Source organism: Acinetobacter sp. AL9, assembly GCF_041464035.1.
Lineage (GTDB): Bacteria > Pseudomonadota > Gammaproteobacteria > Pseudomonadales > Moraxellaceae > Acinetobacter > Acinetobacter towneri.
Genome location: NZ_JAYFSK010000006.1, coordinates 46,779 through 60,416 on the forward strand (window position 1 = coordinate 46,779; position 13,638 = coordinate 60,416).

The 13,638-nt window shown below is 41.6% G+C and carries 10 protein-coding genes; 5 read left to right on the plus strand and 5 right to left on the minus strand.

All coding sequences use genetic code 11. The features are described 5' to 3' along the window. Positions 1-190: 190 nt before the first annotated feature. The gene (typA, locus tag ACEO2X_RS02565) at positions 191-2,029 is read right to left on the minus strand and encodes a translational GTPase TypA (RefSeq protein WP_104853091.1); all 1,839 of its coding nucleotides are present in this window, start codon (positions 2,027-2,029) and stop codon (positions 191-193) included. Between the two features lie 172 nt (positions 2,030-2,201). On the opposite strand from typA, the gene ACEO2X_RS02570 reads away from it, so the two are divergent. From ACEO2X_RS02570 to ACEO2X_RS02580, 3 genes are all read left to right on the plus strand, one after another. Further along, the gene (locus tag ACEO2X_RS02570) at positions 2,202-3,572 is read left to right on the plus strand and encodes a uracil-xanthine permease family protein (protein WP_371971026.1); all 1,371 of its coding nucleotides are present in this window, start codon (positions 2,202-2,204) and stop codon (positions 3,570-3,572) included. A 65-nt stretch (positions 3,573-3,637) separates the two neighbouring features. Further along, complete coding sequence (locus ACEO2X_RS02575; RefSeq protein ID WP_096901563.1) at positions 3,638-4,675, plus strand: methyltransferase; 1,038 nt, start codon at positions 3,638-3,640, stop codon at positions 4,673-4,675. Then, positions 4,672-6,135 (plus strand): amino acid permease, encoded by a 1,464-nt coding sequence (locus tag ACEO2X_RS02580; protein ID WP_136144722.1) that lies wholly within the window; start codon positions 4,672-4,674, stop codon positions 6,133-6,135. Before ACEO2X_RS02575 ends, ACEO2X_RS02580 begins: the two co-directional genes overlap by 4 nt. Positions 6,136-6,635: 500 nt before the next feature. Here ACEO2X_RS02580 and omp38 read toward each other — a convergent pair whose 3' ends face one another. Next, positions 6,636-7,670 carry an outer membrane protein Omp38 gene (omp38, locus tag ACEO2X_RS02585; RefSeq protein ID WP_371971027.1) on the minus strand — a complete coding sequence of 345 codons (1,035 nt, stop codon included), beginning with the start codon at positions 7,668-7,670 and terminating at the stop codon, positions 6,636-6,638. Between the two features lie 375 nt (positions 7,671-8,045). Here omp38 and ACEO2X_RS02590 point away from each other — a divergent pair, with 375 nt between their 5' ends. Beyond that, entirely contained in the window at positions 8,046-8,564 is a 519-nt protein-coding gene (locus tag ACEO2X_RS02590; RefSeq protein WP_178867341.1) for a GspH/FimT family pseudopilin, read from the plus strand. Between the two features lie 130 nt (positions 8,565-8,694). Then, the gene (locus ACEO2X_RS02595; RefSeq protein WP_371971028.1) at positions 8,695-9,870 is read left to right on the plus strand and encodes an acetyl-CoA C-acyltransferase; all 1,176 of its coding nucleotides are present in this window, start codon (positions 8,695-8,697) and stop codon (positions 9,868-9,870) included. A gap of 131 nt (positions 9,871-10,001) precedes the next feature. Here the strand turns inward: ACEO2X_RS02595 and ACEO2X_RS02600 are convergent, their stop codons facing one another. From ACEO2X_RS02600 to ACEO2X_RS02610, 3 genes are all read right to left on the minus strand, one after another. After that, positions 10,002-10,988 (minus strand): diaminopimelate dehydrogenase, encoded by a 987-nt coding sequence (locus tag ACEO2X_RS02600; protein WP_004972441.1) that lies wholly within the window; start codon positions 10,986-10,988, stop codon positions 10,002-10,004. Positions 10,989-11,295: 307 nt separating this feature from the next. Next, complete coding sequence (locus ACEO2X_RS02605) at positions 11,296-11,781, minus strand: DUF934 domain-containing protein (protein ID WP_180006101.1); 486 nt, start codon at positions 11,779-11,781, stop codon at positions 11,296-11,298. Further along, complete coding sequence (locus ACEO2X_RS02610) at positions 11,774-13,417, minus strand: nitrite/sulfite reductase (RefSeq protein ID WP_096901566.1); 1,644 nt, start codon at positions 13,415-13,417, stop codon at positions 11,774-11,776. Before ACEO2X_RS02610 ends, ACEO2X_RS02605 begins: the two co-directional genes overlap by 8 nt. Between the last annotated feature and the right edge of the window lie 221 nt (positions 13,418-13,638).

A 13,638-nucleotide genomic window follows, 5' to 3' on the forward strand; every position in this document is an offset into this window, starting at 1 on the left:
CAGTTTTTTTGACTTTAATTTATGTGACGAAGTATACATTAATTTTATAGCTTCATTTCCACGTAATTTACTCGGAAATCATCTGCTTTTATATATTGGTTTGCTAATTTTAAACAAAAAATGCCATCAATAAATTGATGGCATTTTTAAATTTTGCTGCCCCGCATGAGGACAACATCATTTTTAAAACTTATTTACCAGAACGGTTACGTTTACGTTCGTTTTCAGTCAAGTAACGCTTACGGATACGAATTGACTTTGGCGTTACTTCAACCAGCTCATCATCTTCAATAAATTCAAGCGCTTGTTCAAGCGTGAATTCAATTGCAGGTACCAGTGTCAACGCATCATCAGTACCAGAAGCACGTACGTTTGTTAACTGTTTCGCTTTGGTTGGGTTAACCACCATATCATCTGAACGAGAGTTAATACCAATGATCATACCTTCGTAAACTTCTAACTGAGGCTTGGCGAATAAACGACCACGGTCTTGCAAGCTGAACAATGCATAACCCAAGCACGTACCTTGAACCATAGAGATCAACACACCGTTTTGACGTTTGGCAACTTGACCTGCTTTCATTGGGCCATAGTGTGAGAAGCTTGACGTCATGATACCCGTACCAGAAGTCATGGTCATGAATTCAGAACGGAAACCAATTAAACCACGTGAAGGCACAGTGGCTTCAATACGGATACGGCCTTTACCGTCTACTTCCATATTGGTCATCTCACCTTTACGGTTACCCATTTGTTCCATCACAGCGCCTTGGTGCTGTTCTTCCACGTCAAAAGTCACGTTTTCGTATGGTTCTTGCATTTCGCCATCAATCTCTTTCAAGATGACTTGCGGACGAGATACACCCATTTCGAAGCCTTCACGGCGCATGTTTTCAATTAATACAGAAAGGTGAAGCTCACCACGACCAGATACTTTGAAACGGTCTGGACTGTCAGTATCTTCTACACGAAGTGCAACGTTATGAATCAATTCACGGTCAAGACGTTCACGGATGTTACGTGAAGTCACAAACTTACCTTCTTTACCCGCAAAAGGTGAGTTGTTAACTTGGAAAGTCATCGATACGGTTGGTTCGTCTACAGAAAGCGGCGGTAAAGCTTCTACATTTTTCGGATCACAAATCGTGTCAGAAATATGTAATTCGTCCATGCCTGTTACACAAACGATGTCACCTGCAGATGCAGATTCGATGTCGATACGCTCTAAACCGTGGTAACCCATGATTTTTAAGATACGACCGTTACGTGTTTTGCCTTCTTGGTCAATCACGGTTACAGGTGTATTCAATTTCACAGAACCACGTTGAATACGACCCACACCAATCACACCCACGAAACTATTATAGTCAAGTGAAGAGACTTGCATTTGGAATGGACCATCAACATCAACTGCTGGTGGCTCGACGATATCTACAATTGTTTGGAATAACGGCGTCATATCTTCCGCTAATTCGTCTGGCGCAGGACCAGCAACACCACGTAAGCCTGATGCATATACGATTGGGAAGTCTAATTGGTCATCGGTTGCACCCAAGTTATCAAACAAGTCAAATACTTGATCAATAACCCAGTCTGGACGCGCGTTTGGCTTGTCTACTTTGTTGATGATCACGATTGGCTTTAAACCACGTGCGAACGCTTTTTGCGTTACGAAACGTGTTTGTGGCATTGGGCCTTCTTGTGAGTCAACCAAAAGAAGTACGCAATCCACCATCGACATTACACGTTCAACTTCGCCACCGAAGTCGGCGTGTCCCGGGGTGTCCACAATGTTAATGCGGTATTCAGTATCAGTACGTTTGTCTAACCATTTGATTGCAGTGTTTTTTGCAAGAATGGTAATACCACGTTCACTTTCAATAGCGCCTGAATCCATGACACGCTCAATCTCGCCCGCTCGTTCACCGAGTGCGCCCGATTGTTGTAAAAGTTTATCCACAAGAGTTGTTTTTCCGTGGTCAACGTGCGCAATAATTGCGATGTTGCGGAGAGTTTTAATATCAGACATTTAAATTCAATACGCTATAAATTTGAGGGCAAATTATACAGAAAAATACTAAAGTTTTATAGTGACACTTTATTGACACACACAATTTTTTTTGATGAGTGGCGTGCTTTGGGTTTTGTAAAGCTGTGTAACTCGATTAGAATAGCGCCACTTTTGCAATTTTTTATGACTCATGTCTGATTTAAACCACTCTCCCCACCCAAAAGACCAGCTCGATTTGGTCTATGGTCTGAATGACCGTCCAAAACCATTCATCGCTTTTTTAGCAGCTTTTCAGCATTTACTGGCAATTATTGTTCCGATTGTCACACCAGGCCTCTTAATTTGCTTGGCTTTAGGCGTTTCCAAACAAGATACCAACATGATCTTGTCAATGTCTTTGGTCATTTCAGGTATTGCAACCTTTTTACAATGTAAAAAAGTCGGCCCTTTTGGTACAGGTTTGCTCATTGTGCAAGGCACCAGTTTTAACTTTATTGGCCCAATTATTGGTATTGGCTCTGCCATGGTCGCCGCAGGCACACCTGTTGAATCGGTCATGGCGGCAATTTTTGGCGTGGTCATTGCGGGTTCGTTTATTGAAATGGGCGTATCGCAAATTTTACCGTGGGTCAAAAAGCTGATTACCCCACTGGTCACAGGCATTGTGGTACTTCTGATTGGCTTAACCTTAATTAAAGAAGGTTTAATCAGTATGGGTGGTGGCTATCAAGCCATGAGCAATAATACCTTTGCAAATACCGACAACCTGATTATGTCGTGTACGGTCTTGGCGATTATTATTATTTTGAACCGCATCAATATCACGTGGATTAAAAGCTCTGCCATTTTAATTGCCTTGGTGATTGGTTATGCAATGGCAGGCATGATGGGTCATCTCGACTTTTCAGGTCTGAAAGATGCCTCTTTGGTACAAGTTCCGACACCGATGCATTTTGGACTGGATTTCTCTTGGAGCTTATTCATTCCTTTAGCATTTATTTATTTGGTGACTTCACTGGAAGCCATTGGTGATATTACCGCGACCTCTAAACTCTCCAATCAACCTGTCGATGGCCCACAGTGGATGCAACGCATTAAAGGCGGTGTATTGGTAAATGGCGTTAACTCATTCTTGGCAGGTATTTTCAACACCTTCCCAAGTTCGGTATTTGCCCAAAACAATGGCGTGATTCAACTTACAGGTGTTGCTAGCCGTTATGTCGGTATCTGGATTGCTGCTCTACTCATCATTTTAGGTTTACTTCCTGCAGTCGCGGGTGTGATTCAGGCTGTGCCTCAAGCCGTGTTGGGTGGTGCTGTGATGGTGATGTTCGGTGCCGTTGCCGCTTCGGGAATCAATATTCTTTCAGGTGTCGCTTTAGATCGTCGTGCCTTACTGATTATTGCAATTTCATTAGGCTTAGGCTTAGGTGTTGCACAAGTGCCACAAATTCTGGAACACTTACCTGAATTATTCCGTAATATTTTCAGTTCAGGCGTTGCAACAGGCGGTATTGCAGCACTCATTTTAAATATTGTGCTTCCTGAAACTAAAAAGTAATTGCATGTCCAAAAAACACTGTCTGAGCTGAACTTGGGCAGTGTTTTTCTATTGGAGAGAGAACCATGAACCCCCAAAGCGAAGTTTTACTCAGACAATATGACTATTTGTCTGGTCGCGTTCTACTGATCAATGCCCCGACCGATCAACTCCTCGCAGAATTGGGTGACTCAATCCAAACTTCTGTTTGGACATGGAATTTTAACGACTATCAATACTTTCAAAATCGACAGGCGCAAGTGCATTTTGGTGCAGAATTGCCTGCAGGTGAATTTGATCAGGCTGTTATTTTTGTGCCGAAATCCAAGGAACTGCTCAATTACCTGATTCACACCATTGCCGCACAACTCCCACAAGGCAGCAGCGTATTTTTAGTCGGTGAAAAGAAAGCAGGAATTGAACGGGCTGCAAAGCAATTACAACCTTATGGCAAAACACTCAAACTAGATAGCGCCCGCCACTGCCAACTATGGCAGCTGATTTTAGACTGCAAGGTTCAAACTAAAGCCTTAGCAGATTGGGCGCAAAACTATACAGTTGCTACACCTAAAGGCGATTTACAGATTTGTGCCTTGCCGGGTGTATTTAGCCAAAAACACTTGGATGTTGGCACGGCTGTATTACTGCCTTATTTGAATCAGGTTACTGCTGGGAAAATTGCAGATTTTGGCTGTGGTGCGGGTGTGATCAGTGCTTACTTAGCCAAACTTAACCCTGAAAATCGTATTTTTGCCTTAGATGTCGATGCCTTTGCTTTAGCGTCAACGCAAATGACGTTTGAAAAAAATCAGCTCAATCCACAACAGCTTGAAATTAAAGCCGTGACAGGCATTGAGGATGCACCGCTATTTTTGCATGCCATCGTGAGTAACCCCCCGTTCCACCAAGGCATTCACACACATTACGATGCCAGTGAAAATCTGTGTAAAACCTCACGTCGTCACCTGAAATCGGGTGGTGAACTTTGGATTGTGGCCAATCGCTTTTTGAATTATCCACTCTTAATTGAACAAAGTTTCGGTCAATGCACAATCAAGGCAGATCAACAAGGCTTTAAAGTGCTGTTTGCCAGCACGCAGAAAAATACAAAGGAAGTAGGATGAGCGACTCACACAACAGTAGAAAACTGCAGCGTAAGCTCGGTGCGCGTCATTTAAACATGATCGCCATTGGTGGCTCAATTGGTACAGGTTTATTCCTTGCTTCAGGTGCGACCATTGCCAATGCAGGTCCTGGTGGCGCCTTGCTTGCGTATGCCCTAATTGGCGTCATGATTTATTTTTTGATGACCAGTCTAGGCGAACTTGCAACGCATAATCCAACTTCAGGCGCGTTCTTTACCTATGGCAGTAAATATGTCGAAGGTGGTTTCGGTTTTGCACTAGGTTGGAACTATTGGTACAACTGGGCCATTACCGTGGCATTTGAATTGGTTGCGGTGCAATTCATCATGAAATTTTGGTTTCCTGATATTCCTGGCTTTTACTGGAGTGCATTATTTTTAGCGGTGGTTTTCGCAATTAACGCATTAACCGTCAAAGGTTTTGGTGAGTCTGAGTTCTTCTTTTCTTTGGTCAAAGTACTTGCGATTGTGGCATTCATCATTATCGGTATTTTTATGATTGTCAAAATCATGCTCAACCCTGATGTTGCTACATTTGCCAATTGGAGCAAAGGCGAAGCGCCATTTGTAGGTGGACTATCTGCCTTAATTGGTGTGGCGATGATTGCAGGATTCTCATTTCAAGGTACTGAAATGGTTGGCGTTGCAGCGGGTGAATCTAAAAATCCTAAGAAAACCATTCCAATTGCAATTAAACAAATCTTCTGGCGTATTTTGTTGTTTTATATCGTGTGTATTTTTATTATTGGTACCTTAATCGCCTATGATGACCCACGTTTACTTCAAGCAGCCGCCACCGATAACATTGCACTCTCTCCGTTTACTTTACTATATGAACAGGCAGGCTTTGCCTTTGCCGCAAGTGTCATGAATGCAGTAATTTTAACTGCGATTCTTTCTGCTGGTAACTCGGGTATGTATTCATCGACCCGTATGCTATTTGATATGGCACGTAAAGGCAGTGCACCAAAAGCTTTTGCCCGCTTGGATGCTCGTGGCGTCCCAATGAATGCACTGTATGCCACAACAGCAATCGCTGCACTATGTTTTTTAACAACATTTATTGGCGAAAAACAAGTATTTAACTGGCTTCTGAATATGTCAGGCATGTGTGGCTTTATCGTTTGGCTCGGAATTGCTGTATCGCATTACCGCTTCCGTAAAGGCTATTTGGCACAAGGCTACAAACTTGAAGATTTAGATTACCGCGCCAAATTCTTTCCTTTTGCGCCATGGTTTGCCTTTATTTTATGTGCGATTGTTGTATTAGGGCAAAACTACCAAGCAGTGCTTGAAGGTGAATGGCTCGCTGTTTTATCGACTTATATTGGTATTCTTTTGTTCTTGGTCATTTGGTTAGGCTATAAATGGAAACACAAAACCAAACTGATTGCATATCAGGAGATGGATGTGAAACCACTACACCCTGATCATGACTAAAAAATTTCTTCTTCTATTCACTTCATTTAAGAAGCTAAGGTTCAAAAAAACAGCCAACATTTGGCTGTTTTTTAGGGTAAATTTAAACCAAATTCGATTTACAACATATTTTGTTATCATTATTACGGCGAGAGATCACGCCACAGACTGCTCAATGTTGATTTTATAATCGCTAAACAACGACTTGATCGACTGATAGACATCGAGTACATATATCTTATTTTAAAATTTTGATCTGCGACGACGCTTTGGAGTTTTTTAATGAATTGACGATAAACTTGGTATAAAAATTCGACTAAGTTTACGAGTCAACAGACCGAAATATTAAGCACCATCAGCCTCTACCTTATTTACTCTTTATTCTAAAAATCATACTTTTACAATATTTTTTAAACGTATTGAATGTAAATTATTTCAGGCACTCTTTAATCCAAACACCTCATAAAAAAAGAAGTATAAAAAAACGACTCCGAAGAGTCGTTTTTTCAACTTAACTCAAATTATTGAGCTTGTTGTTCAACAGTCACTGTACGGCTGCCAGTGATCGTCGCGAATACACGACGGTTCATAGCACGACCTTCTTTAGTGTTGTTGTCAGCAATCGGTTGATCCCAAGCGAAACCTTGAGTAGACAAACGAGCTGGATCTACATTGTATTCATTTACAAGTGAAGATTTAACAGAGTTCGCACGAGCTAAAGATAAACGTTCGTTCAATGCACGTGGACCAGTGTTGTCAGTGTGACCTTCGATGCGAGCAGTAGCGTTTGGATATTCAACTAACTTCTCTGCAACTTTAGCGACTTCTGGCTTGTACTGATCTTTGATGTTTGATTTGTTCGTATCAAAGAACACACGAAGTTCCATGTTCAGGTCTTCAGTCAACTCTTGTGGAGCTGGTTGAACTGGTTGAACTGGAGCAACGGTTTCAACTGGAGCAACTTCTACTACAGGAGCAGCTGGCTTCAAGTGACCACCAAGAACAACGTTAAGACCAGCTAAAGCTGTGTAGTTCCAGAATTTTTCGTCAAAGTGGTAAGTACCACGCGCTTCTGTACGAAGAGATAAAGCATCGTTCAAACGGAAGAACGCACCAACACCTGCATTACCTAAAGTACCTTCAATATCTTCACCAGCAATAGAGCCTTCTGGCGAGTATTTATAATGACCAGCACCTAAAAGTACGTATGGCTTGATTTTGCTGTCGTAGTTTTTAGTGATCAAGTCAGAAGTTGCATAGAAGTTACCAGCAATATTTTGAGCTTTATACTCAGCACCCGCACCAAGACCTTCTACATCACCTTTAACTTGGCTATATTCAGCTTCGAAACCTAACCAAGGAGTAAGTTCAACACCAAGTGCTGCACCAACAAATAAATCATCCTGTAATTCTGGACCATCTGTTAGCTTGTCATTGTTGTGTTGAGTATCTTGGAAAGTGTAACCAAGCATTAATGGGGTAACAGTTACGCCCGCGTTTGCAGCAGCTAAAGGAGCAGCTACGAGCATTGCTAATGCAATACGACTCATTTTCATGGATTTATCCTCCAGAGATAACAATTGTTGTTCAAGCTCAAGCCTAAATTTTCGACTACCCTGAGATAGGCTTTCTTATACCCCAGTATTATTTTTAAGCTAGTCACTTTGAATCATACAAACACTTTATTACTTTTCCAAGTGCTTGATAATTTTAATCAAGTAAATTATTGACAAAATTACTTACAATTTCCGTTGTAATTCGGTAACTTTCTACTCAATTTTTTATTGTGAATAGCTTATCTTTCTTGCGCTTTATTTTAACAGCTTTCTCGAAAGTTGTTTAATATTTATTATACAGCAGATAAAGCGCTATAAAACAACAAATTACTCAAATTAATCATAAAAAAACATAACAATAACAGGTATAGACTTATGTCAAATATAAGCAAAAACGGCTTCACGCTGTTTGAATTGATCGTCACGTTAGCAATTAGTGCGATTTTAGTCATGATTGCCCTGCCCTATTTTCATCAGCTGATGGCACAACAAGAACTCAAGCGAATTCAGTATTCATTACAGTCCAGCCTGAAAATAGCACGCTCCCATGCCTTCACCCATCATAGTAATGTTGTGATCTGTCCAACACATGACTTTAGCCAATGCAGTAAGCAAAACTGGAATACGGGTTTTATGATTTTTATTGATCGAAATAAAAATCGTCAGATAGACAACAATGAATACATTCTTTATACAGAAAAAACTGCACTTAAATACGGTACCTTGGATTGGCGTGGCACTTTAAACATACCCAGTGTAACTTTTAATGCACAACAAGGTTTGCCGATCGGCTCGAATGGTAGTTTCTTTTACTGCTCTACTCACGTCGCGAGCAAACGACTGGTGCTTAGTAAAATGGGGCAAACTCGAGCTGAAGACATCAATGGATGTTAACTGAGCAGTCTAAATGATCTTTATATTGTCACTTTATTCTCATCTTTTTTTGCCTATACTGCTGAAGTGATCTATTCCTGCTTGGAATTAAATCTAGACAAAAGCACATATAAAAAACTGGGAGAATAAAATGACGGATATCGTTATTGTAAATGGTGCACGCACTGCAATGGGTGGCTTTCAAGGCAGTTTAGCCAATGTGACTGCACCAGAATTAGGTGCGGCAAGTATCCAAGCGGCCATTCAACGTGCGGGGGTACAAGCAACAGAAATCGATGAAGTCATTATGGGCTGCGTCCTGCCTGCAGGCTTAAAGCAAGGCCCTGCTCGTCAGGCGATGCGTCAAGCAGGCTTACCAGATTCTACAGGTGCGGTCACCATCAACAAACTCTGTGGTTCTGGTATGAAAGCTGTCATGCAAGCAGCCGATGCAATCAAAGCAGGTTCTGCCTCAATCATTGTCGCTGGTGGTATGGAGTCAATGAGTAATGCACCTTATATTCTGACTAAAGCACGTGCGGGTTACCGCATGGGACACGGTGATGTGAAAGATCACATGTTCTTAGATGGCTTAGAAGATGCAGAAACAGGGCGTTTAATGGGCTCATTCGCACAAGATATGGCCAATAGCAAAGGCTATACCCGTGAACAAATGGATGATTTTGCGATTCGCTCTCTCAAACGCGCGCAAACTGCCGTAAATGAAGGCTATTTTGCCGATGAAATTGTGCCTGTACATGTTTCAACACGTAAAGGTGACGTGGTTGTCGATAAAGACGAACAACCGTTTAATGCCAATATTGAAAAAATCCCAACCCTTCGTCCAGCTTTTGCCAAAGATGGCACAATTACCGCAGCCAATGCCAGCTCAATTTCAGATGGTGCTTCAGCCTTAGTCCTAACGTCTGCAGAAAATGCAGCAAATAAAGGTTTACAACCATTAGCGAAAATTGTGGCTTATGCCACCAATTCACAACATCCATCGGAGTTCACGATCGCCCCTGTTGCTGCGATTCAAAAAGTATTGGATAAAGCAGCTTGGCAAGTTGCAGATGTAGATTTATGGGAAATTAATGAAGCTTTTGCTATGGTCACCATGTGCCCAATGGATGAGTTCAAGCTTGATCCTGAAAAAGTGAATATCAACGGTGGTGCATGTGCGCTTGGGCATCCTGTGGGTTCTACAGGTTCACGTATTATCCTAACTTTGATTCATGCGCTTAAACGTACAGGTGGCAAGCGTGGTGTGGCTGCTCTCTGTATTGGTGGTGGTGAAGCAACTGCGGTCGCGATTGAATTACTTTAAGTGCCTTGCAACCCCTATTTCGTAAAGAGGGATTGAGGTAGATTGAATAAAGTCATTCCCTAACCTTTCTTTATTCAAAAAGTAAAAAGACGAATCATTGATTCGTCTTTTTGCTTATAGCTTTAAAAAGTTTAGAGCAATTCTGCACGCAACTGTTCAGGCGATTTCATTGACAATAAACCTGGCGCAACATCATAAGCAGTTTTTGCACCATATTGCTGCATTTGGTTTAAACGATAGCAAGCACGTGCATAAGCCACCAAAATACTCGCGGTAAACTCAGGATTGCTGTCTAACTTCAATGAGAATTCAAGCACTTGTTTTTGTTCATCGCTGGTATTACCACTGCGAATGACAAAACCACCATGTGGCATGCGTTGGTGATCTTTGGCTAAAGTCGCTTCATCAATGAAATTTACGGTTGTGTTGTAGTCAGCGAAATAATCTGGCATGGTCACAATCGCTTGCTCTACCGCAGCAGCATCGGCACCTTCTGCAAGTACGACATAACATTCACGAGTATGTTTATCTTTGGTGCTTAATACAGGACGCGCACCGCTACGCACTTGTTCAATGGCATCATTCGATGGAATGGTATATTGCACACCTGCTTTTACACCATCAACACGACGAATGGCATCTGAGTGACCCTGACTTAAACCTTTACCCCAAAAAGTATAGGTTTCACCATCAGGTAACAACGCTTCACCAAATAAACGATTAATCGAGAACATGCCTGGATCCCAACCAATTGAGATGAGTGCAGTTTTCTTGTTCGCTGTCGCAGGTGCATCTACAGATGCATAATATTCAGGAATACGTGCATGCGTATCGAAACTATCGACAATATTAAATTGGCTCGCCAGTACTGGACCTTGTTGTGGCAAGTCGTCTTTTGAACCACCACATAAAATCAGCACATCAATTTTGTCTTGAAAATCTGACAATGAATCCATGTGAAACACTGCTGTTTCAGCAAAACATGGTGAAACGCTTTCAGGCGCACGACGGGTAAAAATACCCACCAATTGTAAATCTGGGTTTTTATGAATCGCCGTTTCAACACCACGACCTAAGTTGCCATAACCAGCAATACCAATACGGATAGAATTTTGCATAAAGACAAATCACTTCATCATGAAAAAATTGAAAAATAAATCAGAGGATAATCACATCAAATTATCGTCTTGATTGATTTTTGATAATGTAAAAATAACGCCTACATAAGACTGCGATGCTACATCAGCGTGCTTATACTACAGCACTTTACGGTAAATTAAATCATTAAGAAGTGCGATAAAACAAGCCGTTTGATCATTTTAAGGCAAACAAAAAGCCTGCACATGGCAGGCTGTTTGTAAATGTGTGAACCGTGATATTTCGATAAAATCTATCTACATTTCGATGAAATCCATCATCAATATATTACGCACCTGTTTGATAATTTGGTTTTGGCACTGCGGTAGAAGCTTGATAAGGATGGGTAAAGTCCGCCAAACCTGCTGCAGCTTCTTGCACATCTTTACCTTCTTTAATCACGAAAGTATCGAAACCTGCACGCTTCATATAATTTAAGACGTCTTTAAAGACATCACCGACTGCGCGAAGTTCACCCTGAAAGCCTTGACGGCGTAACAATGCCGCAAAAGAATAACCACGGCCATCGTTAAAACCTGCAAATTCAATAAAAATCGCATCCAGTTCTGCCAATGGAAATTCATGGTTTTCAGGCGAAGCATCTACCGTTAAATATAGGGCTTTTTTACCTGAAATTTGTGCCAACTGATCAAGCTGTTCAACGCTGAGCACCACATCACCTTGCGGTAATGCTGCATCTTCAGCAATCACTTGATAAGTATTGTCTGCAATCGTGCCATCTTTCGCGAGCACAGGTAGTGCAGTATTAAGCATAAGCGCGCTCCTTAAATGGTTGAATGCCGACACGGCGATAAGTGTCGATGAAGTCTTCACCTTCACTACGCAAATCTAAGTAGGTATTTAAAATTTCTTCCACCACATCAGGAATCACTTCAGCAGCAAAAGATGGCCCTAAAATATCACCGATTGACGCATCATGGTCTGCATGCCCACCTAAAGTGATTTGGTAGAATTCAGCGCCTTTTTTATCGACACCTAAAATCCCGATATTACCAACGTGGTGATGACCACAAGCGTTCATACAACCTGAAATATTCAAATCCAGTTTGCCAAGATTATAAATGGTATCCAAATCATCAAAACGGCGTGAAATGGCTTCTGAAATTGGAATAGATTTGGCATTGGCAAGTGAACAGAAATCACCACCCGGACAGCAAATAATATCGGTAATAAAGCCAATATGCGCGCGCGCCAAGTTATTGGCATCGAGCACTTGCCACAATGCAAACAGGTCTTTTTGTGGCACATCTACCAAAGCAATATTTTGCTCATGCGTGGTACGCAACTCACCAAAGGTATATTGATCGGCTAAATCTGCAATCAGATTCATTTCTTCTGTCGTCATGTCACCCGGTGCAACACCTGCACGTTTCAATGAAATGGTGACAATACGATAGCCTTGTACTTTGTGCGCATTGGTGTTGATGTTGAACCATTGCTTGAATTTTGGATACTGCGCAAACAGCTCGCTAAAATCTTCATCGGCATAGTTTTGATAAGCAAATGGCGTGAAGTTTTTATCCATTTTTTGCAAAGTTTCTGCATCAATTTTTAAGGTTTTCACCGTATGTGCAAATTCAGCTTCAACTTTTTCTGCAAATACTGCTGGAGTTAAGGCTTTTACCAAAATTTTGATACGTGCTTTATATTTATTGTCGCGACGACCATGCAAGTTATAAACACGTAAAATAGCTTCTAAGTAAGCAATCAAATCTTCACGTGGCAAGAACTCACGAATAAAGCTACCGATAATTGGAGTACGACCTAAGCCGCCACCAACTTTAATTTTATAGCCAATTTCGCCTGCTTCATTTTTAACAATATAGACGCCAATGTCATGAAATGCAGTCGCAGCACGGTCAATTTCTTCCAGTGCAGACACCGCAATTTTGAATTTACGTGGCAAGAAGGCAAATTCAGGGTGGAAAGTCGACCACTGACGAATTAATTCACAGGTTGGACGTGGGTCAGCAATTTCGCCCGCCACGACACCTGCATACTGGTCTGTGGTGGTATTACGAATACAGTTACCCGAAGTCTGAATTGCGTGCATTTGTACGGTTGCAAGCTCTGCCAGCATGTCAGGCACATTTTCCAGTGCAGGCCAGTTAAACTGAATATTTTGACGTGTTGATACGTGCGCATAGCCACGGTCATAGTCTTTGGCAAGCTGCGCAACTTTACGCAATTGCTTAGAGTTCATCAGACCGTAAGGCACCGCAATACGCAACATTGGCGCATAGCGTTGTACATACAAACCATTTTGCAGACGCAATGGACGATATTCATCCTCAGTCAATTTGCCTGCTAAATAACGTTCCGTTTGGTCGCGGAACTGTGCAACACGTTCATTAATCAGTTGCTGATCGAAATCAGTATATAAATACATGGCGTACAGCTAGTCATTTCTATTATCACGGCTGACAGCATAGCGAGATTCAATCTATCAACAAAATGTGTTTTTTACATATTTCTTAGCGGTTTTATTGATAAGCCATGGCAACATCACAACCAGTAAGCCTTTGCCAAAATTTATAGACTTTTTATAGAGCTATCACAAAATAATGCAAGCTTTAGCATTTTTTCTGCTAAAGCATCTATTCGATCTTT